Source organism: Plectonema cf. radiosum LEGE 06105, assembly GCF_015207665.1.
GTDB lineage: Bacteria > Cyanobacteriota > Cyanobacteriia > Cyanobacteriales > Nostocaceae > Rivularia > Rivularia radiosa_A.
On sequence record NZ_JADEWL010000051.1, the window covers coordinates 20,465 to 42,913 of the forward strand.

A 22,449-nucleotide genomic window follows, 5' to 3' on the forward strand; every position below is an offset into this window, starting at 1 on the left:
GTAGTTGGGATACACACCCTTGGTTTGAGCGATAAAAGCTGCTAAGCAGCCGCTTCGCTAACGCAACTACGAACCCAGCAAAACTAATGACACGGACTAAATTACAAATGTTTAACAGGACATGAGTTTTGTATTTCCTCACAAGTTCCTCAAACTTAATTGTTACTCTAAAAATCATCAGCTTTCATCTGCTTCTGGAAAACTACTTTCACACTAAAACTCACTCAAATTCCATATCTAGCTGATAATTTTCACTTAAAAATCTTTTAGGAGCATCAAAATGAAAATACAACCGGAATATTCAGCAGCTGAACTATATAAATTACAAACAATTAAGAATGAAATTGAAAGTTTACGAAAACAACTAATAGAAATAGACCAAGAAGTTGGAGAAATTAAACAAAATTTTCCTTATTTAGAAAAAGAGCAAGCAAAAACTTATTCTCCAGAATTTTCTCATAAAAATAATTTTCACCCTGAATTATTAGAAGAAGAAAATGTCGAAAAACCTTGGGGAAATTATATACTGGTTGTTTTAATTGTGTTTTATTTTGTGGTAATGAGTTTTCTCTAATATTTCCTTATCTTCTTAATGATTTTTTTGGTAAAATTTTTTAATCAATAAAATGCGGTCATGAAAAATTCTTCGACCGATATCATAATTATCGGTGCGGGTATCTCCGGGTTAGCATCAGGTTGCTATGGTCAAATGAATGGTTACAGCACCAAAATATTTGAGATGCACAATTTACCTGGTGGTTTGTGTACTGCTTGGAACCGTAACGGATATGTTTTTGATGGTTGCATTCATTATTTGTTTGGTTCCGGGAAAGGACAACCATTTTATAGTATGTGGGAAGAACTGGGAGCAGTTCAAGGTAGACGATTTGTTAATCACGATGAATTAATACGTGTTAGCGAATCGGGAGGTAAAACCCTCATTGTCTACAGTAACCCCGACAAATTGGAATCACATCTCAAACAACTTTCACCTGTTGATAGTCAATTAATTAACACCTTTTGTCAAGGGATTCGGGTTTTGACAAGCTTCGATTTATCATTACTCCAACAAAAACCCAAAGCTTTGATGGGAATTGCAGATTTGTGGAATTTAGGTCGAAAAATGCTCCCGTTCATGGGAACCTTAGCTAAATGGGGTACAATCTCTGCGGAAGATTTTGCTAAACGTTTTCAAGACCCGTTTTTACGTAAAGCAATTCCCCAGATGTTTGCATGGAAAGATATTCCGGTGATGGTGGGGATGTCCTTATTAGCATATATGTACAATAAAAATGCTGGTTTTCCTCTAGGTGCATCCCTGGAGTTTGCTCGTGCCATCGAAAAGCGCTATTTGGAATTAGGTGGTCAAATTTACTATAATTCTCAAGTCGAACGGGTGTTAGTGGAGAACGATACAGCAATTGGTGTGCGACTGTATAATAACGAATCATATCAAAGCGATTCCTTCGGAAAGCTTCGCTTACGCGTTATTTCTGCTTGTGATGGACGCGGTACATTGTTTGACTTACTTCGGGGTGAATACGTAGACGAAGAAATGGAGATGCTTTATGACGGTTATTTCCCTGTACACTCGCAATTACAAGTATCTTTGGGTGTTAACCGCGATTTGTCAAAAGAACCCCACTGGGTAACTTATTTACTAAATCAACCAGTAGTAATTGCTGGTGAGGAGTGCAGGGAAATTAGTGTAAAACATTACTGCTTTGATCCTTCGTTAGCTCCACCGGGGAAGTCAGTTTTAATCGTAATGTTGAAAACATCATATGATTATTGGCAGCGAATTTACGGAAGAAAAATTTATGATGCCGAGCAAATCCAAGAATCGGGTATTTTAATTGATTTATTAGCAGAGTTTTATCCCGGTATTAAAGCTGATATTGAATATATTGATGTCGCTACACCAATGAGCTACGAACGCTATACGGGGAATTGGCAAGGTTCAAGTTGTGGTTGGTTGCTAACTAAACAGACAATGGGAATGATGATTTCTGGTATACCTAAAACTCTACCAAATTTAAGTAATTTTTACATGGTTGGGCAGTGGGTAGAACCGGGTGGAAGCTTGCCAGTAGTTGCCATGTCAGGACGTAATATTATTCAGCAGATTTGTCACGAAGATAACAAAGTGTTCCAAGTAAATATTCCTCAATCAGAAGGATTTAAGATATAAACATTGAGATTTAAAAAAATTCTGCTTGTTCAATATTTGCGCGGAAAAAATCAAAATATTTGTCTGTACCAAACCACCAACCTGCATTTATTTGAGAAGGAATTGTAAATCCTCCAAATGTCCGTTCTTCTAAGACTTCTCCACCAAAAGGAATATAAGTATAGCTACCATCTTCAGTTTTATCTCCCCAACGCGGTAAAGACATTTTTAACAGCTTACCGTTTGAGTCTATAACAAATGTTAGGGTAACAGATTCGTCATCAACTTTCATATTTGCTTCAATAGTATTATCATCAATTACCTGCCAACTTACACAATTTTGTGGTAATAAAGCTGAAGGTAGCCAGAAAGATTCTCCCACGAGTCTACCAATACTAGAACGAGTGATATCTTGATTATGAGCATTTACAACTGGGATAATTCCCCATATAGAAAACCGTATTCGACCAAAATTATTAAAATAATAATCACCGCCGATAAATTTAATTAAACCGCTACCAATATTGGCTTGCCAAACAAATCCTTTGAATGCGCGGATAATTTGTTCGGCTTCCATGGGTAGCCAAGATTTATCTGTTGATAACCTAAAACTACCATTCATTTTCAATTTTACAGATTTAGCTAAGAGAGTTCCTGGTTCAATTGCGTGGAGAAAGTAACGCTGTACGGGTTGCGGCAATTCTGCAACCATTTCCGTAGTAAAAATATTATTACTCGAACTTGTTTCTAAAGAATGCCAAATTTTATTTACTTGCTTACGCTCTGTTAAAAAATTAAGATAAAGAGCGATTAATGAGAAAGCAATTAATGCAGTAATAACTATTAAAATTTTCAAAATCATTTTGATTTTTCACAATATCCTAATGATTAAATTAAACCAAAAATGTGAATAAATCGTGATATTTTTATGGCTTATTGAGACTATTTATCAGATATTTATTAAAATGTAGGAATCAATTATCCAGCACTTTTCTATCACGACGATTATCTAATAAGTAAAACAGTAATACACCCAAACCAAAAATATTGGCTACTGACATGATTAATCCGCCTAATAATGGAATTAAACCGATTAAACCTAAAATTAGCATTCCGATCAGAAATTTTTGTACGGTCGATTTTTCTGTTTCTTTCATACTTTGTTCTCCCAGCCACAGCGCTACACCGAGAGTTCCGAGTATCACTGCAACGTAAATCATCAAACCAACTAAGGGTAATAACGGAATTCCAATTAAGGTAATTGTTAACAAAATTATTGATACAATTACGGCGAGCAAACCACCTAAACCCCATAAACCACTTTGTAGAGGATATCGATTCAGGATAGTTGCTAAACTAGGTAGAAAATTAGGTCGCCACTTAATAATTAAAACACCGAAAATAGCGCCTAAAATGATTTTAAAGATATGAAAAGCACTACCAAAAAAATATCGGACTACAAAGCTATTAATTCCTCTTCTTTTCGCACCATAAACTCCCCATCCGCTAAGTGTACCGGAGGAACCAGCAATATTAGCTCCTTCTTCAGCAATTACTTCACCTCCCACTGCATAAGCATCACCATCAACACGGGCATTTCTTTGTAAAATTACATCTCCATCAATGGCGATCGCCGTTTGTCTGACTCTTGCACCTTCTTCAATAGTTACATCTCCCCCGATAGCATGAGCATTTTCTACAACTGTATTCTTCGTAACCCTGACATCACCGCCTACTCGGATAATATTATCGTTGTTAATATTGATGTCAGCCTGTGCCAAAGCCATTGTTGAAAATAAAATAGCACTCAAAATTGAGATTAATACCAAATATAACCAGTTTTTTCTCAAATACTTCATGGCTGATTCCTGATTTATAGCTGTTTGAATTTCTATAAAGTCTCAAGGGAAGAAGAAGGAAGATGTAAAATTATTAACTCCTCAGCCCTAACTCCTAACCCCTCACCCCTCACCCCTAACTCCTAACCCCTAACTCCTCACCCCTAACTCCTAACCCCTAACTCCTAACCCCTAACTGATTAACCGCTGCACCAATCATCGTACATCTGTCCTTGCATTGCTTCTGGAAACTCTTCGCAATATTCTTCAAAAGCTGTTTTAGGAATTTTTTTGGCTTCTTGATGGGCTAACTCAGCTTGTAGTTCATCGACAATATCCCAAGCTGCGGCACATTCTTCGGAGCGAGGAGAAGTTTGACTACAAGCAAGGCGGGCTTTTCTAATTGCATCCTGGAGTTCTTGTTCTAATACCACTACCCTAGGTAACTCCAGAAATTTACTTTCATTAATGATATCGACTAGCGAAATTATACCCATCAATTCTCCTTGAATCACGGGTGCGCGGAGTAAGTGATACTGGGCAAACAACCGCGCTACATATTCCACACCCAAATCAGGATTGATTACTATACAGGGTTTACTCATTATTTCATACACCCGTACTTTGCTAGGGTCTTTACCAAAAGCAATTACTTTATAAACTATATCTGCTTCAGTAATAATGCCGTAGGCATCTTGGTCATGACGACGTTCTACAATTAATGCGTGCCATCCTCTTGATTGCATTAATTTAACTGCTTCTGCCACAGTTGCGGAACTGCGAATAGTGGCAACATCTGTAGTCATAATGTCTGCTGCTCTCAACATAATCCACCTCTGTGGTATTTTCTTTGTTTGGGGAAGGTGAGAAGTCGGGTTTTTATAAAAATTGTCTTGTGTTACAGATATTTAAGTAGTTGTGCAAAATTAATTAGACATTCCGAAACGTTGAAATCCTTGCGTTGGCTTTAGCTTCGCTATACTGCGTAAACGCCTAGCGTGTCGCTTGGGACTCAGCCTGCCCGGAGGGCTTATGCTTCGTTCCTCGCTTCGGACAATATATAATTAATTTTGCCTAAGCACTTAAGTCAAAAACCCGACTTCTTAATCGTTGTTTCATTAAAATTAAATCACCTCTGAACCCTCTGTTTTTGTTATATAAGAATAATTTGAGGAAGTTGTGAGTGTTCCGAAAGCAAATTAACAATTAATTGAGCTTTTTTTGGATACAGATAACCCGCATTTCTCACAAACAAGAAGGAAGTTGGAGTGAGTAGTGGGAACATCAATCCGCCACTCAAAGCTTACCACTTATTTGTGAGAAATCCAGGATAACTACATAGCTAAAAGCAACCGTGATTCTTCAGGAAAATCACGATTGCTTTTTGTAATCAAAAGTTTCATATGCTTGAATAACTAACGCCGCTTTTGTATATGAATCTGTATTATCCAAGCATTGACTTAGAACAGAACTAGACAGGATATTTCTAATGATATACTTTACTCAGAGCGTGCCAAGTCCGAGGACCTACGACTCCATCTTGAGGTAAAGCCATATCCAATTGGAATTTTCTCACTGCTACTTCTGTAATTGAACCAAAATCACCGTCTATATTAAAGCTATAGTAACCGTGTAGTGATAAGGTTCTTTGAACCATTCTCACGTACTTACCAGTACTACCACGACTGAGAACTGGGATAGGTGGAACAGGAGGAGCGCCGCTATAAAGTGCTTTCCAAGTTAATGAACCGACGATACCATCTTCTTCCAAGTAAACACGATGTTGATATGCTTTGACAGCCCATTCAACATATTCGCTGAAGATACCATCGATTACATCATAATAAAGTTCCCAGTATTTCAAGAGTTTTTGCAGTTCTTCAACTGCTTCTCCAGTATCTCCCTTTCTTAAAGTTGGTTTACTCAACCTCGTTGATGTTAGTTCCGCGATGGAAAATGTAGGAAGATTATTTACATCAATCAGGTGATTGTTTTCCTGTTCATTTCTTTCTTGAAGTTGCATAATTTTCTTTCCTCTCAATGTATTTATTAAGGTTTCTAATACAATGCAGTGGGGTTATAGACGAGTTAATTTCCTACATAAAAATAATTTAATTAACTCATCTTAGAGAAAACATTGAAACCCTTGAAATCATCTTCTCTATACTTTTAATCTAAACAAAGATTGTGAGGAATCCGTGAGTAAAAAAATATTTAATCACATACCAGTAAAAACTCTGCGTTTCTCTGCGTATACCTTAGCGTCTCTCTGCGTTAATAGGAATCCTCTAATTTCTAAGCTGCTTTTCTCCCATGACGTTATTGCTTTAATAATTTAACTCTAATTAATGGGGTCAAAACGATTTACCACCATAGTTACTAGAATCATTGGCAATCCAACAACCAAGCAAATTAACCATTGATTTAAATTCAGTGGTGCAGTAGAAAACAACAGATTCATTAAATTCCATTGACTAAAAATTATTTGCAAAACTATAGTTAAAGCAATTCCAATTCCAATTGCTGAGGCATCCCTAACTTGATGATTGATACCACGAAGTTTATTGAAAATACCAATTCCTAATTGACTAATACTTAAAAGATAAAAAATTCTTCCTGCTACTAAAGCTTGAATTGCCATTGTTCGAGCTAAATCTATATTTCCTGTGGTTTGTTGTATCCATTCAAATACGCCGAAAATTAAAATCCAGTTAAAAATAGAAATTGCCAGGATACGCTTAACTAAACTTGGGGAAAGTAACCGTTCACGTGGGTTCCGGGGTGGTTTTTGCATCACCCCAACAGACTTAGGCTCAAAAGCTAAAGGTACAGTCATGGCAATAGAATTAACCATATTTAACCACAAAACTTGTAAAGATAAAATCGGCAATTGTCTAGCAAGCAGTACACTAATCAAAATCGTCATCGATTCACCACCATTAACTGGGAGAATAAAGGCGATCGCTTTGAGCAAATTCTGATAAACAGTGCGCCCTTCCTCAACTGCTGCTTCGATGGAGGCAAAATTATCATCGGTTAAAATCATGTCAGAGGCTTCTTTTGCCACCTCTGTACCTGCACCGCCCATAGCAATCCCAATATCTGCTTGTTTCAGAGCAGGTGCATCATTGACACCATCCCCTGTCATGGCTACAACTTCGCCTTTGGATTGTAATGCTTCCACAAGACGCAGTTTCTGTTCTGGTGCCACACGGGCAAATACAGCCCCATCTTCTACCGCTGTGGCAAGTTCTGATTCTTCCATTTGAGCAAGTTGGTTTCCTGTGAAAGCCAGAACTTCACGATTGTTATTAAAGCCCATACTTTCAGCAATGGCTTGGGCAGTTACCGCATGGTCGCCTGTAATCATTTTTACTTGAATACCAGCTTCTTGACAGGCTTTCACAGCTTTGATGGCTTCTGCTCTTGGCGGATCGATCATCCCCTGCAATCCCAAGAAAATCAAATCATTTTCAATATCTGTATGTTCTAAAGATGTTCCATTTAAGGTTTCTCCATCTGAGAGGGATTTTTTGGCAAAGGCTAATACCCGTAAACCAAGATTCGCCATTGCATCAACTTTTTGATGTATTCTTTGTGCATCTACAGGAGCAACATTTCCCTGGGAATTCAACATTTGTTGACAACGTTTGAGAATTGCTTCAACGGAACCTTTAACGTAGATAGTTTTAAGTCTTGAGTTGCGATTGTGGGATGAATGCAAAGTCGCCATGTATTGGAACTCAGATTCAAAGGGGATAACATCCAATCTGGGCATTTCCTGTTCTAAACTATTGCGTTCATATCCAACTTTATTGGCAACTACTACCAATGCTCCCTCTGTTGGATCGCCAATCACCTGCCACTGCTGGTCTTTTTTTTCTAAGTGCGAATCATTACATAGCAATCCAGCTTTGATACATTCTGCAACAACAGATGAATCATCCAAGTTTACTGGTTTTTCATCAAGTAAAATTTCTCCTTGGGGGTCATAACCTACACCAGTAACAGTATAATCTTCACCTCCGGCATAGATTGCTTGTACTGTCATCTGATTTTCAGTTAGTGTACCAGTTTTATCAGAGCAAATGACTGTAGCACCACCGAGGGTTTCCACTGCTGGTAATTTGCGAACAATTGCATGACGACGCGCCATACGGGAAACACCGATAGCTAGTGTAACCGTAACTACTGCTGGTAATCCTTCCGGAATCGCACTCACAGCAAAGGCGATCGCAGCTTCAAACATTTCTGCCCAAGAGTAGCCATATCCCAGCCCCACAGCAAACATCAATGCTGCTATTCCTAAAATTATGTAGAGTAAAGTACGGCTAAATTTGTCAAATTTGCGGGTTAATGGAGTTTTTAGAGCGTTTCCTTGCTCCATTAACTGGGAAATGCGTCCTGTCTCCGTAGCATCTCCAATCGCAACAACAACACCCTTACCAGTGCCAAAAGTTACGAAGCTACCAGCATAAGCCATATTCGTGCGTTCTGCTAAAGCTGCATCTAGATTTAGCTGTTGCGGATTTTTTTCAACTGCAACTGATTCACCTGTGAGTGCTGATTCATTAGCTTGTAGATTCCGTGCTTGCACCAAACGCAAATCAGCGGGTACTTTATCTCCAGAAGCAAGTAGTACTATATCTCCTGGTACTAACTCCGTTGATGGAATCTGCATTTTTTGACCATCGCGAATGATGGTTGCATCGGTTTTTACTGAAGAAGCTAAAGCTGCGATCGCACTTTCAGCTTTGGATTCTTGCACAAAACCAATAATGGCGTTAATTAAAGTAACACCCCAGATTACCCCAGCGTTCACCCATTGTCCCAAAAATGCCTTGATTGCACCGGCAATTAATAAGATATATAACAAAGGTTGGTTAAATTGCAAAAGAAATCTTAACAATGGACCTTTTCCAGGTTTGCTTTTGAGTTCGTTTGCACCAAAATGTTCTCGTTTTTTTGCTGCAACAGAAGAAGTTAAACCAGTTTCTAAATGAGTATCTAAATGTTGAGTTACTTCTTCTACAGACAGATGATGCCATTGAGTTGATCTAATAATCTCTTGGGATGTTGCTGTCATCTTATTTGCTTTTATCTAATATTTAGCATTGGCAGTGTAAATTCAAGACTATTAGCTGTTGTTGTAGTTTTTAGCTAATCAGTGAGCCTTTGCATTTAATATTATAAACAAATGTGATTCAAAAGTGAATTAAAAGGGAATGGGTAATAGGTAATAGGGAATCTCAATGGAGAGTAATGCGGATTTGACACTCTGCCCTTTAAAAAGAGGCAGATTCTTTAAGACTTGCTTAAAAGGGATAGTCAAATATCCCACTACACGCTCAAAACAACTGTCATCCAGAAACCTTGTAGAGACGCGAAATTTCGCGTCTCTACATTCTTTTTCGGAGATGTCTACTGTTCCCCGTTGCCTGTTGACTATTCCCTATTCCCTAATCCCTACTCTTGGTGGGATCACCTTCGTAGGGTTGTACTCCCGATTTTGGATAGTCATCATCGCTGGGGCTAAAAATTCTAGTTACTCCATTGGTAGTCAAATTAATCAATTTTTGGGGAATTTCTACAATTGATTTAATCATTTGCCGAGTTTTAGATGTAATAGACATAATAAATTCTCCATTTTAATTAATCGAAAAATCTTTGACAAATTGTTGTCTTGTCAACGGTTCTGCTAAAATTATTCCTTCACCACCAAGGGGATTTTCTTCATTTAACAATTCACCTTCAACAGAAAGGTAAATATTAGCTTCGGAATCCAGACTTGAAGCAGTGTAAAGTACTTGAGCTACACGATAAATCATTGAACTTGAACCACCACCATAGCGAAATTCATCGGATAGGTTGACATGAATTCCTGTTTCGTTAATTTGTAACCCTAATAATTTAGTTCCTGGGGGAATTGTCGAACTAAATTGATTGTTTTGGTGATTACTCAAAAGGTGATTTAAAGTTTGCTGTAATGCGACTTCCTTTGATGTTCCTTTTCCAATAGTAACTGGTTGTGGAACTAAGTTTATTTCTTCACCTTCAACTTGTAAGAAATAGGCTTTTGGCTGTAACTCTACAACGAGTGGATTTTGTTTTGCAGTTAATTTTTCTGTTGGTTTGGGAATTGTAAATGGGATAGTTGGTTTTGGAACTGTATTGTTGTTTTTCGATATGGGTGATTTTTTGACTTGTTCAGATGTGGGAGTGGGAATTGTTTCTGTAGAAGTAGAATTTCCATTAGAATCTAACCCATTCAACCAAACCACACTCACAACTAAACTTAGTAATAATAGTATGTAAATGATGAAGATATTTTGTTGAACGGGACGGGTATTTTGGGTTTTCATAATTGTTCTCCTACACTTTTGATGAGTAAATTATTTGATTGAAAATTGACCCCAATACCTCATCAAAACAGAAAACACCCTGTATATTCTGGTATTTTTATTCAACTACTAGAAGAAGATGCATCAAGTTCCGATTCTGTGCGATAATGCATATTTTCTTCTAGTAGTTCATCATGCTGAAGTTGTTTTATCATTTCAACTCTTGCTTGTTCTGTAATTCCAGCATGATTAGGATTTTCTAACTCTGAAGCAGTACGAGAGTGCATTGTTTCTTGGATATGTTCTTGATGTTGAAGCTGTTGAGCCATTGCTTCTCTTGCTCTCTCTTCCATAGTCAAATCAATTTTGATGACATCATGTTTTTCTGTATGAGTTTTTGGTAGATTTAAAGTTAAAAGTCCATTGTGAATTTCGGCTTTTACCTGTTTGTGTTCAACACATATAGGTAAGGGTATTATGCGTTGAAAATGACCATAATTAAATTCAGAACGGTATATTCCTGTTTCATAATGAACTTTTTGTTCTTCATGCTCCCCAGCAATAGAAACCGCATCTTTACTTACATGAATCTCCAAATCTTTCGGTTCTATACCAGGTACTTGGACTTGTAAAATCAAACATGAATCTGTTTCTTTGATTTCGATCGCTGGTTGCCATGTTGCATTTTCTACTTGAGGAATAGAATTTAAAGCATGATTATTAGTCTTTTGTGTATTTCCATGAACCAACTCATCAAATAAATGATTCATCTGATGGCGTAGATGATTTATTTCTTTGGGTAGATGCCAGTTTTTTTCAGACATATATTTGCTCCCTGCGATCGCGATAACGACTTTGCTTAGCGAGCCAATATTATTGGCTCTATTTTTAAATTAGGAAAATAATTTGAGGAACTTGTGAGGACAAGCCAAACCCACAAAAAACTGCATCTTCACAAAATCTTCAAATTATTTCTCTATAAATAAAAATAGATAAATAAAAATTTTTGAGACTCACATCATAAATGGGGATTTCGGAGGGTAAAACAATGATTAGTAATGTTTTAAGCAATGTTCAAGAACAAATCGCCTCAATTGCAATCGGTGCTGTAAAATTGCAGGCTGAATTAGTAGTACCATCAAATGCTCGTTCCATTATTATATTTGCACATGGTAACGGTGTTGGACGTTACAGTACTCGCAATCGCTACCTTGCTCATGTGTTGCGTCAAACAGCAGGGGTTGGAACTGTATTAGTAGACTTACTAACTCGTGAAGAAGAAGCCATCGATTTACGCAGCAAGCATTGCAGTAGTAATGTGCAATTTTTAGCAAAAAGATTAATTGGTGTCACTGATTGGTTGCTTGATAACCCCAGTACCAGTAATCTCAAAATCGGCTATTTTGGCGATCGCACTGGTGGAGGAGCAGCATTAATTGCAGCAGCACAACGTCCAATGTCTGTAGGAGCAATAGTTTCCCGCAGTGGAGAAACCTGTTTAACATCAGATGTTCTCAATTATGTACAAGCTCCAACTTTACTGATTGTGGGTGAAAATGACTTACCATTAATTGCCATGAATCAAGATGCCTTCACTCATATTCAAGCATCGAAAAAACAGCTAGAAATTATCCCTGGCGCTTCTCAACAATTTAATGAACCAGGTGCTTTAGATGAAGTTGCTCGTTTAGCTTGTAGCTGGTTTAGTTATTATCTTTCATTACCTCAACAGCAAGAACTTTATGTTCATGCCGTACCCTGGTATCAAATGTCTTGAGAAGTCTGGTTTTTAAGAGGATTATCTGGTTTTGAGAGATTTATCCTAAAAACCCGACTTCTATGATTATCCTGATGGGGGGTAAGAAGTCGGGTTTTTACTGAGATTATCAGGGTGTTAGAAAGATTTATCTTAAAAAGCCGACTTCTATGATTAGTTTCCTCACAACTTCCTCAAATTTTTTTTCTACTCTTAAAGTGAAAGATTTCAAAACCTTGAAATAAGAAATCCGGAGGAGGCAAAGTTATGCCAATTACTCGTTGGGAACCTTTTCAAGAAATAGAAACTTGGCAACCTTTTTCTAGAGAGCCAATGTGGACTATAGATCAAATGCAACGGCAAATGAATCGCTTGATGGAACGGTTAATACCAAGTGGTAACGGAGGTTCTGCACTCAATTATATACCTTCGGCAGAAATGGAAGAAACTGCTGAGGACATTCGGCTCAAATTAGAAATTCCAGGAATGGAAGCTAAAGATTTGAGTGTTGAAGTCACAGACAGCTCTGTTTCTATTAGCGGAGAACGCAAATCGGAAACAAAGACAGAAGAAAAAGGTATGATACGCTCGGAATTCCACTACGGTAGATTTGAGCGAAATATTCCTTTACCATCTCACGTTCAAAATGACAAAGTGCAAGCAGAATACAAAAATGGTATTCTTAGCCTTAAGTTACCCAAACTTGAAGGTGAGAAACATAAAACCGTGAAAATCGATGTCAAATAAATAATTGTTAATTGTTAACACATCATAATAATGTAGAGACGTTGCACTGCAACGTCTTTTATATATTTAAATTCTTACCAAGAATTTGATTAAATATATTCAATCAGATAAATCAAAGTTTATATCCAATCTGACGTAAAAAATCTTTGCGTTCTATCATATCTTGAGAAGATTCTACACCTTTGGGAGAAAATCCATCAACAATGCCAATAAGACCTCTCCCTTGATCAGTTTCTACAACAATTACCTCTACCGGATTAGCAGTAGCACAGTAAATAGTACAAACTTCAGGAACTTGTCTAATAGTATTGAGAAAGTTCATCGGATAAGCATTTTTAAGTAAAATAATAAAGCAGTGTCCGCAAGCTACCGCTAAAGCATTTTTCTGAGCAACTGTTTGTAAAAATTTGTCATTTCCCGACAGCCGAACCAAGCAATCTCCTGATGCTTCACAAAAAGCTAATCCAAATTTAACTTGTGTTACTTGTTGAATCATCACCTCATGTAAATCTTCAACTGTTTTGATGAAATGACTTTGACCAATGATAATGTTACAATCTTCCGGAATTTCTACTGCAACTATTTGGATTTTCATAATCTATCTAAATCTCAATTAAGTAAAAAACATTGTTAAGTTTTTGATTTTCCGTTAACATAATCTTTCTTTATAGTAAAAAAACATTATGGGGAAATTGTGAAGGTGTTATCTCCGGTATCAAATGGAAACGAGAGTAGAAAAGGCACTTTGACTAGAATTGTGGATGTGTCATGGGTAATGCTTTAGAAAAAGTATTGAAATTACCAAACATCGTTCTTTAGAACGAAAAGCCCCACTAATTATCAACCGCGCTCCAGTCAAGGAACCTTTACAAACTGGTTTAAAGGATGCCCTAATTCCTATGGGTAAAGAACAGTGAGAGTTGATTGTGAGATACAAGTTAGCGGGGAAAACGGCGATTCCCACTAACTTTATTTCTATTACAGACGGTCAAATATATCTGTCTCCAGACTTATTTCAAAAAGCTATATTTACCGCTATAGATGTAGGTAAGTCAGCGGATAAAAGTATTGAGACGGGTAAAAAATTAACAGACGAAGAATATCAAGCAATCTTAAAAATAGCTAGACAAATAATTCAGGAGTACAATTTGCCATGAATCTTCCTCTTTTAAATAATCTTTCTTTTTTAAAGAATTTTGCTTTTTTCAATAATTCAAATACACCGTATTGGATCAAAATTCAAACGGATCAACCCAAATGTATTTATTACTTCGGTCCTTTTGATAATCCTCAAGAAGCTAAACTTAATCAAGATGGTTATGTGGAAGATTTGATTGAGGAAAAAGCTTTGGGAATCTCGGCTTCTGTTAAGAAGTGTAAACCAAAAACTTTGACTATCTACGAGGAAGAATGATTTAATAACGGTTAATAATGTAGAGACGTAGCAATACGCCCCGTCTCTTAAAGCTATTTATTGAAAAAATGATTTTTTGAATATTTTTAGTTTTCCTCACAAGTTTCTCACATTTTTGGGGTAATTTTTATAGGTAAGAGTAAAAAAAAATTCGGCTTGCTCTCTGGAAGCTGCTATCTCTTTTGGATAATACCTTAATGGTACTATTTTTAGAGATAATCCTTGCTTAAATCATACTTTAGAAAGAAACGATAATTTATCAGCCATCAGAGGAGGTGTAATAAAAAGAGCAATAAACAGTAATAAAATTGATGTCAATTTGTTGATTAAATCTGGTTTTTGAAGATGTTCCTCTTAGAAGTTCCTTTCTATTTCTATGAGTGCAAAAAATCTATCTGTGTGTTTTAGCTGGGGGCAGCTATCCTGAAGATAGATTTTTTGCACTTCTTTCTTTTATATAATTATGTTAACTTAAAACTCTTATGTGGTCTTGTTCCTAGCCTGGAGGCTAGAAACGCATTTTTGTGGGCTGTCGTCTTGAATCAAGTCTAAAGAAGTCAGAGCCTCCACAGATGAGTTTACAGGCATGAACCTGAAAAGCAGTCTGGCTAAGAGGATGTTTGAAAAGTATTGGGCGAATATAATTCGCTAGTACACAAGCGAAGTCCGCCGTGGCAGCAGACTAAAAAAAATCAGGATTTTAAACTCACGGAGGTGGGTTTTGTCTGTGTAGCCGCGTTTGCTCCGCTTGTCCGCAGAACATATTGCATTCGCCAACACTATTAATAATTTAGAGTTTTCAAACATCCTCTAAAAGGTATAACTTCACAAGCGTGACATTCAGCTAGAAACAACAATTCTAATCTAATTAGAGATAAATCAAATGACTTCTACTAATGTATTTTCAGACATCCAACAGTATATTCCCATTATGGGAGATATGTCTCTCAAAACTCCAATTGCCTACAAAGCAACGCGAGGAATAGCCAGAGTTTTTAATACGACTCAAATGGCATTAGCATTCGCCTATATTAATGGTTTAGAAATACCGGATTCAATGTTTCAAAGGCTGTTGCACACGTCGATGCCTATTTTATTTCAACATTGTCCCGGTTTGTTGGCTCCCTACGAATGGGTATTAAAGGAATCAGATTCTCTGGCTGAATCTTCGCAAGAACTGATGAAGATACAGTATGACTTACCCCAAGAGATGCTAAATCTAATGTTGGGGGATTGGCAAGTTATTTATCCGAAATACAGTATGGGATTATGGGAAGATGGAGCTACCGATTTACAACAATCCCAAATGCACATGATTGATCAGGTGATTGAGCGACTAGAGATAGTTGACGGCGACCATATTTTAGATTTAGGCTGTGGTTGGGGTTGTGTGGCTAATTACATTATGTCGAAGTTCCCCAATGTACGGTTTACAGGGCTGAACTTAAGTCATCGACAATGCGAGTATATACGTCACAAAATGCAAAACCCTCAAAGTTACCTGAGTTCAGATCGATTCACTCTTTACGAAGGTGATTTTAACGAAGTAAAATTTATTGAAAAATTTGACAAAATTCTTTCAATCGGAGTTTTTGAGCATATTGGAAATCTGACAAATGCTCTTGAGAAATTAGCCTCTTTTCTCAAAAGTGATGGCAAAGTATTTATTCATATTATCACTGTCCGTATTCCCAATCATATGTCATCGGGTTTTACACACAAGTACATTTTCCCTCACGGTCGTTACTGGAATTATGATGCGATTCCGAGCCATAATCGCGATTTAAAAACAGTCGATCGGTGGTATATAAATGGGATGAATTATCATAAAACTTTGACAATGTGGTTACAAAGATTTGACCATTATCAAGAGACTATCAAATCCCTAGATTATGGTATGGACTATGAGAAATTCCGTAGGATATGGCGTTTTTATTTACTTATGCTAGGAACGATTTTTGCGACTTGCCAGGGAGAATACAATGGTAATGGTCAGTATCTAATGGTTCGTCATTAGTAAAAACCCGACTTCTGTGATTTTTAACTGCTCACTTTGTCAGTACAATTAATCACATTAAAAACCTAAAAATAAGTATATACACTAAAGTATCACCGCTAAAATATCAAATTTATCTTTTGCAACTGTATCGAAAATAACTGAAAAAATATTTTGATTGAATGATAAAGGCTTCGAGAGACAATTCAAAATCTAAAATTCAATCCATAACTCCTGACTAGTAGTTCTTTTCATTAGTTCTGATGGGTTCGTAGTTGCGATTTATCGCTCAAATTAAGGGCTGAAGCCCAACTACAAACATTTAAATTTAATGAAATAGACTACTAGTACCGCTGCGCGTTCGTCAAAAGTCAAAAATATTATAGGATAAGGGTTTCAAGCATTTTAAATGGTTGCTTGATTTACGCCGTGCTGTACTAGTCACTATTTAACACCCCATTGATAGTATTCAACAAATCCGACTTCGTAAATGGTTTAGCTAAAAACCCTTGAATTCCAGTACCTGCGGCTTGGATTAAGGCTTCAGTAGAAGCTAATCCACTCATGGCAATAATTTGAACTTGCGGGTTCAGCTGTTGTAAAGTCATTATGGCTGTTGCTCCGTCCATTTCTTGCATCATCATATCTATTAATACAAGGTGAATTTTCTTTTGATTTTGAACATATGTTGAAATCGCTTCAATCCCATCAACCGCTGTAAACACATTAAAATTATGACTTTCCAAGGTAGTTTTAATAATTTCACAAATTGCTGGTTCGTCATCTACTACTAAAATCAGTTCTGAGTTGCCGATTTGCACTGCATTTTCTTCTGTTGCTTCGATTGTGGTTTCCTGGGTGCTAGGTAAATATACTTTGAATTGACTACCTTTTCCCAACTTACTGCTTACTTCTATAAAACCACCGTGGTTTTTAACAATGCCGATCGCAGTTGATAAACCCAATCCTGTCCCTTTTCCTGGTTCTTTGGTGGTAAAAAACGGTTCAAAAACGCGCTCGATAATTTTTGCAGGAATACCTGTTCCGGTATCGGTAATTATGACTGCAACGTAGTTACCAACTTTTGCCTCGATGTTCATTCTGGTGTAGCTTTCATCAATATACTGGTTTTGCGCGGCAATAGTTATTGTTCCACCATTCGGCATCGCATCGCGAGCATTGACAACCAAATTCATCAATACTTGATATATTTGAGTTGGGTCTGCGGAAATTGTCAATAGGTCTTGCGGTAGATTTCTTTGAATTGCAATTGATTTGGCAAATGTTCCTTTGGCAAACTGTTCGATATCTTTCAACAGATGTTTGACTTGTAATACCGTGCGCTTGCCTTCATTACCGCGAGCGAATGTGAGGATTTGCTTAACTAAATCGGCACCACGTTTAGCACTGTTTTCTAACATCACCAGCATTTCGCTGCAATCTGGATTTTGGCTGCTCAATTTTAACGGTAGCAGTTGCGCGATCGCCAAAATCGGTGTGAGTATATTATTCAAATCGTGAGCGACACCGCTTGCTAAAGTTCCCAGACTTTCTAAGCGCTGGGTGCGGAGAAATTGATTTTCCAGTTGCTTTTTATCGGTAATATCGGTATCTACAGTCAGGATTGATTCGGGGTTTCCGGCTTCGTCACGGACTAATGTCCAACGGCTAGCAACGATAATATTTTTACCTGTTTTAGTAACTTTGTGCAATTCTCCTTGCCACGAACCAGTTTCAACAACTTTGTGAAGTGCTTCTTCTAATTCTAATGAAATTTCTGCATATAAAAGCTCGTTGGCTGTCTTGCCGATGATTTCTTGTTTTTTCCAGCCATATATTAGCTCGGCGCTGCGGTTGCAATATGAAATATATCCGTCTAAATCTCTAACTAAAATTGCATCTGTAGTTATATCGAGTAATTGCGCTTGTTCGGCAATTTTTTCTTCGGCTTGTTTGCGTCGGGTAATATCAGAAAACGAAGTAACTGCACCACTAGGAATAGTTTCTCCGGGTAAAAATAGCGGTTCGGAATTAATCAAAATCCAGGTGAGTTCTCCATTTGGTTTGTGAACTCCCATCACCGTATCCGAACAAGGTTTACCCGTATGCAACGCAATCATTGCTGGATGATTTTCACCGGGAAAGGGAGAACCGTCTTCATGGATTGTCTTCCAGCGGGGATCTACAGAAGTACGTCCCTTTATTTGCTCGGTTGATAACCCTAAAATTCTTTCTGCACTGGCATTACAGGAAATTATACTACCATCAGCTTGCTGAATTACTATACCTTCATGCATCGATTTGACAACAGAACAATAGCGTTCTTTATTTTCACGCAGTTCTAATTCTATTTGCTTATATTCGCTAATATCTTGAGTAATGCCATAGTAACGACGTAAGTTTCCTTGAGAATCCCGTTCTACCCTGCCACACATAAATACATAACCGATGTTATCATCGGCACGTAAAAAGCGAACTTCAGTTTCGTAAGGGATACCCTGCTCAATGCAAGCCATTACCATCTGATAAATGCGATCGCGGTCTTCCGGATGTACGATTGTATTTATCAGAGTTTCGACATCAGGCATTACATCACCGGGATTCAAGTTAATGATTCGGTAGTATTGCTCAGACCACCATTTTTCATTTGTAGTCAAATCACTAGACCAACTGCCCATTTTGGCGATTCTTTGCGCTTCTTGCAGCAGCATTTCGGTGCGTCGTAGTTGTTCTTCTACCTGCTTGCGTTGGGTGATATCGGTAAGAGTTCCTAAATATCCCCTAATCTCTCCCATTTGATTATAAATCGCCACAGCATTTCCAAATACCCAAGTTACTTTACCAGACGGCGTGCAGAAACGATATTCCATTGCAAACTCTCGTCCTTGGGCTGCTGCATCATACCATTGGCAAAAAACTTCTTCTTTGTCTTCAGGATGTAAAGTCTTAGCCCAACCTTCTCCCATCGCTTCTTCTGAAGAAATTCCGGTAATTTCTAACCAGCGCGGGTTGACAAATAAACATTTTCCTTGATTATCAGTTTGAAATATTCCTACAGGTACGTGATTGATCAACAATCGAAAACAGTCTTCTGCTGGAGTTGTATTGATTACTTTACTTAAAGCAAGCAAATCAACATTTTCGGCATTAAAATGCATAGCTTAAATGCCTCAGAACAAATTTAGGGGAAAATTAATACAGGGATTATACTGGAAAGCTTTAATCTAATCATAACTTATATTATTTGTAAATATTTTTAGTAACAAATTTAGTAACAAATTTAGTAAGACAAAAAATATATCTCAGATACTTCAAGTTTCATCGCGCGCGATCGCCAATATCATCTTAATAATAAAGGCTGCTGATCTTATAGTACTCGTGGGGTCAGGGAGTAGTGAGTGTAAAATTGCATAAACCCCAGGCAAAGTTCCCTTGGTGGACTGCTAGAGACTAGTTTCTTATAGGTGGTATTTTTTTGTTAATTCTTGTAAAGAAGAGTTGACTTGTAAAGCTGAGATTTATTTGATGAATATAGCAAATTTCAGTTGAGTTCAATACACTAAAACCTCACCCCCTTCTCCTCTCCGATGCCTTGGAGAGGGGAGGCTTTGGGGGGGGTGAGGTAAATTTGTATTACACCCAAGTGAAAACCGCTATATTTTTTGTTGGTACTATAAATAATCAGGAATTAATCAAGAATTAGGTTATTTTTAACAGATTTGATTTTTTCCTCATTTGTACCATTTGTGGGAAAATTCCTGTCTTTAATGTTCCAAATATTTGATAGTTTAGACATAATGATTTTCAGTTCAAAATTTACAATTTAAAATTCAACTATTAACTATTAACTATTAACTGATTTGACGCAGAATTAGATGGAAATAATACCCAACACACCCAATATTGCGATGATAAAGCCAACTATTCCTAAGAGTCCCAGATACTTGAATTCTTCTCTGAGATAGCGAAAAGCACTAAAAAAAGAAAAGAATGTAAAATAGAACAGCAGCCAAGGGGAATCCTGAGTAAAACCTAGAAATCCTAGAAATCCTAGAAACCCCAAAAAACCAAGCCAAAACTGATTTTTGTTTACTCTACCCATTTTTATTAATCTCCAATTTGGAATTTTCAACTACTAATTTTTAATTAGAAACTTCCACCTCTTAATTTTGAGATGTTTCGGTATTGGAAAAAGCAGGTGCTTGGATTGTCATCACAGAACAAGGTGCATGATGCAGTACATAATTGCTGACACTACCCAAAAAGAATTCACTCAAACCGCGACGACCGCGACGACCGATTACAATCAGGTCAGCATCCCAACTACGAGCCATATCACAAATCATTCGACTTGGTTCACCTGTATTGAGAATAAATTCAGTTTTGGCACCAGAAGAATTTGCTGAATCACACAAAGAACGCAACCAATTTTCTCTACTTTGCTTGAGTTCTGCCCAATTTTTCAAATTTTTATGGTAAGGGTAAGTTTCAGTTTGCAATTCTGCAATAAATAAAGGTTCAATATAATCTTCATCTACTTCATCTGATGGAAATAGAACGTGTAGCAACATTAAGCTTGCACCTGAACATTTTGCTAAAAACACAGCTCGTTCAAAAACCTGTGTACTCATTTGAGAATTGTCAATAGAAACCAAAATTTTACTAAACATAATCAGGAGTTAGGAGTTAGGAGTTAGGAGTTAGGAGTTAGGAGTTAGGAGTTAGGAGTTAGGAGTTAGGAGTTAGGAGTTAGGAGTTAGGAGTTAGGAGTTAGGAGTTAGGAGTTAGGAGTTGGGAGTTGGGAGTTGGGAGTTAGGAGTTAGGAGTTAGGAGTTAGGAGTTGGTGGTTGATAACTGTCAACTGTCAACTCAAGTAAGTGAAGCAATTTCCAAAAGCGTCTTCAATACCGAATCTGGGTTGAGACTGATAGAATCAATACCTTGCTCTACTAAAAAGCGAGCAAATTCGGGATAATCGCTGGGTGCTTGTCCACAGATACCGATTTTTCGTCCGTGTTGCTTGACGGTGGTTATGGCTTGGGCTATCATCTGTTTGACTGCTTCGTTACGTTCATCAAATAAATGGGCTACTAATTGGGAATCTCGGTCTAAACCCAGAGTTAACTGTGTTAAATCATTAGAACCGATGGAAAAACCGTCAAAGACTTGGCAAAATTCCGAGGCTAACTGAACATTAGAAGGTAATTCGCACATTACGTAAACCTGTAAGCCGTTTTCACCTTGGATTAAACCGTTTTTAGCCATCTCTGCTAAAACACGACGACCTTCTTCGGGAGTACGGCAAAATGGAACCATTAAAATCACGTTGGTTAAACCCATTTCGTCACGTACCCGTTTCATTGCCAGACATTCTAAAGCAAAACCTTCGCGGTAACGTGCATCGTAATAACGAGAAGCACCCCGCCATCCTAACATGGGGTTTTCTTCGTGGGGTTCAAATTGTTTTCCGCCTAAAAGATTGCAATATTCATTAGTTTTGAAGTCACTCAAGCGGACAATTACAGGTTTGGGATAAAATGCTGCGGCTATTGTTCCGATTCCTCGTGCTAATTTATCTACAAAGAATTGGGTTTTATCTTCGTAATTACGAGTTAATTCAAAGATTTTTGATTTTTCAAATTTGTCTTCTAACTCATGAAATTTAATTAATGCTAATGGGTGCGTTTTGATATGGTTAGCGATGATAAATTCCATTCTTGCTAGTCCTACACCATCATTAGGTATAGCACTTAAGCCAAAAGCTTCTTCCGGATTACCCACATTCATCATGATTTTTGTGGGGATATGGGGTAATTTTTCCAAATGTATTTCTTCTACTTCATAAGGTATTAAACCTTGGTAAACTTTACCTGTTTCACCTTCAGCACAAGAAACGGTGATATCTTGTCCAGTTGTTAAAGTTGTAGTGGCATCTCCACAACCAACTACTGCTGGAATCCCTAATTCTCTAGCAATAATCGCGCTATGACAAGTGCGACCACCAGAATTGGTTACTATAGCGGCAGCCTTTTTCATTATTGGCTCCCAATCTGGGTCAGTACGGTTTGTTATCAGTACATCTCCTTCTTTAAACAGATGCAAATTATTGACGTTAGTAATTACTTTAGCTTTACCTTGTCCTATGGCTGAGCCTACACTGCGTCCGGTGAGAAGAGGTATTAATGGA

Annotated in this window: 20 protein-coding genes; 7 read left to right on the forward strand and 13 right to left on the reverse strand. The window is 37.5% G+C overall.

Going from position 1 to position 22,449, the window contains the following annotated elements:
* Window positions 1-280 precede the first annotated feature (280 nt).
* Window positions 281-574 carry a hypothetical protein gene (locus IQ247_RS16020; RefSeq protein ID WP_193921624.1) on the forward strand — a complete coding sequence of 98 codons (294 nt, stop codon included), beginning with the start codon at window positions 281-283 and terminating at the stop codon, window positions 572-574.
* A gap of 60 nt (window positions 575-634) precedes the next feature.
* On the forward strand, window positions 635-2,191 hold the full coding sequence (locus IQ247_RS16025) for a phytoene desaturase family protein (protein WP_193921626.1): 1,557 nt from the start codon (window positions 635-637) through the stop codon (window positions 2,189-2,191).
* Window positions 2,192-2,201: 10 nt separating this feature from the next.
* On the opposite strand, the gene IQ247_RS16030 is transcribed toward IQ247_RS16025, so the two are convergent.
* The 8 genes from IQ247_RS16030 to IQ247_RS16065 all read right to left on the reverse strand — a co-directional run bounded on the left by IQ247_RS16030 (window position 2,202) and on the right by IQ247_RS16065 (window position 11,173).
* Window positions 2,202-3,032: a DUF6920 family protein gene (locus IQ247_RS16030; protein ID WP_193921628.1), complete on the reverse strand. Its 831-nt coding sequence runs from the start codon at window positions 3,030-3,032 to the stop codon at window positions 2,202-2,204.
* Window positions 3,033-3,144: 112 nt separating this feature from the next.
* Window positions 3,145-4,029 (reverse strand): DUF8173 domain-containing protein, encoded by an 885-nt coding sequence (locus IQ247_RS16035; protein WP_193921630.1) that lies wholly within the window; start codon window positions 4,027-4,029, stop codon window positions 3,145-3,147.
* Between the two features lie 179 nt (window positions 4,030-4,208).
* The gene (locus IQ247_RS16040; RefSeq protein WP_193921631.1) at window positions 4,209-4,835 is read right to left on the reverse strand and encodes a CP12 domain-containing protein; all 627 of its coding nucleotides are present in this window, start codon (window positions 4,833-4,835) and stop codon (window positions 4,209-4,211) included.
* 659 nt (window positions 4,836-5,494) lie between these two features.
* Complete coding sequence (locus tag IQ247_RS16045; RefSeq protein WP_193921633.1) at window positions 5,495-6,031, reverse strand: peptidoglycan-binding domain-containing protein; 537 nt, start codon at window positions 6,029-6,031, stop codon at window positions 5,495-5,497.
* Between the two features lie 318 nt (window positions 6,032-6,349).
* The gene (locus IQ247_RS16050; RefSeq protein ID WP_193921634.1) at window positions 6,350-9,094 is read right to left on the reverse strand and encodes a cation-translocating P-type ATPase; all 2,745 of its coding nucleotides are present in this window, start codon (window positions 9,092-9,094) and stop codon (window positions 6,350-6,352) included.
* 373 nt (window positions 9,095-9,467) lie between these two features.
* Window positions 9,468-9,641 carry a hypothetical protein gene (locus IQ247_RS16055; protein WP_193921636.1) on the reverse strand — a complete coding sequence of 58 codons (174 nt, stop codon included), beginning with the start codon at window positions 9,639-9,641 and terminating at the stop codon, window positions 9,468-9,470.
* Between the two features lie 15 nt (window positions 9,642-9,656).
* Window positions 9,657-10,370: a GerMN domain-containing protein gene (locus tag IQ247_RS16060; protein ID WP_193921639.1), complete on the reverse strand. Its 714-nt coding sequence runs from the start codon at window positions 10,368-10,370 to the stop codon at window positions 9,657-9,659.
* A 101-nt stretch (window positions 10,371-10,471) separates the two neighbouring features.
* A complete protein-coding gene (locus IQ247_RS16065; RefSeq protein ID WP_193921641.1) occupies window positions 10,472-11,173 on the reverse strand; it encodes an Hsp20/alpha crystallin family protein in 702 nt (233 codons plus the stop codon).
* A gap of 224 nt (window positions 11,174-11,397) precedes the next feature.
* Between IQ247_RS16065 and IQ247_RS16070 the strand changes: the two genes are divergently transcribed.
* Both IQ247_RS16070 and IQ247_RS16075 read left to right on the forward strand, forming a co-directional pair.
* Complete coding sequence (locus tag IQ247_RS16070) at window positions 11,398-12,126, forward strand: dienelactone hydrolase family protein (protein ID WP_193921643.1); 729 nt, start codon at window positions 11,398-11,400, stop codon at window positions 12,124-12,126.
* A 246-nt stretch (window positions 12,127-12,372) separates the two neighbouring features.
* Window positions 12,373-12,852 carry an Hsp20/alpha crystallin family protein gene (locus IQ247_RS16075; protein WP_193921645.1) on the forward strand — a complete coding sequence of 160 codons (480 nt, stop codon included), beginning with the start codon at window positions 12,373-12,375 and terminating at the stop codon, window positions 12,850-12,852.
* Between the two features lie 112 nt (window positions 12,853-12,964).
* Here the strand turns inward: IQ247_RS16075 and IQ247_RS16080 are convergent, their stop codons facing one another.
* Window positions 12,965-13,447, reverse strand: coding sequence for an adenosine-specific kinase (locus IQ247_RS16080; protein ID WP_193921647.1), 483 nt, complete (start codon window positions 13,445-13,447; stop codon window positions 12,965-12,967).
* Window positions 13,448-13,778: 331 nt separating this feature from the next.
* Between IQ247_RS16080 and IQ247_RS16085 the strand changes: the two genes are divergently transcribed.
* The 3 genes from IQ247_RS16085 (at window position 13,779) to IQ247_RS16095 (ending at window position 16,283) form a co-directional block, all read left to right on the forward strand.
* Entirely contained in the window at window positions 13,779-14,009 is a 231-nt protein-coding gene (locus IQ247_RS16085; RefSeq protein WP_193921662.1) for a hypothetical protein, read from the forward strand.
* Window positions 14,006-14,266, forward strand: coding sequence for a DUF1816 domain-containing protein (locus IQ247_RS16090; protein WP_193921650.1), 261 nt, complete (start codon window positions 14,006-14,008; stop codon window positions 14,264-14,266). The genes IQ247_RS16085 and IQ247_RS16090 overlap by 4 nt, the downstream gene beginning before the upstream one ends.
* Window positions 14,267-15,149: 883 nt before the next feature.
* The gene (locus IQ247_RS16095) at window positions 15,150-16,283 is read left to right on the forward strand and encodes an SAM-dependent methyltransferase (protein ID WP_193921652.1); all 1,134 of its coding nucleotides are present in this window, start codon (window positions 15,150-15,152) and stop codon (window positions 16,281-16,283) included.
* Window positions 16,284-16,699: 416 nt separating this feature from the next.
* Here IQ247_RS16095 and IQ247_RS16100 read toward each other — a convergent pair whose 3' ends face one another.
* From IQ247_RS16100 to ppsA, 4 genes are all read right to left on the reverse strand, one after another.
* On the reverse strand, window positions 16,700-19,420 hold the full coding sequence (locus tag IQ247_RS16100; RefSeq protein ID WP_193921654.1) for a PAS domain S-box protein: 2,721 nt from the start codon (window positions 19,418-19,420) through the stop codon (window positions 16,700-16,702).
* 713 nt (window positions 19,421-20,133) lie between these two features.
* Window positions 20,134-20,364 (reverse strand): DUF3796 domain-containing protein, encoded by a 231-nt coding sequence (locus IQ247_RS16105; protein WP_193921656.1) that lies wholly within the window; start codon window positions 20,362-20,364, stop codon window positions 20,134-20,136.
* 61 nt (window positions 20,365-20,425) lie between these two features.
* A complete protein-coding gene (locus tag IQ247_RS16110) occupies window positions 20,426-20,932 on the reverse strand; it encodes a universal stress protein (protein ID WP_193921658.1) in 507 nt (168 codons plus the stop codon).
* A gap of 199 nt (window positions 20,933-21,131) precedes the next feature.
* Window positions 21,132-22,449 (reverse strand): phosphoenolpyruvate synthase (gene ppsA, locus IQ247_RS16115; RefSeq protein ID WP_193921660.1); only part of this gene is annotated, 1,318 nt, incomplete at its 5' end.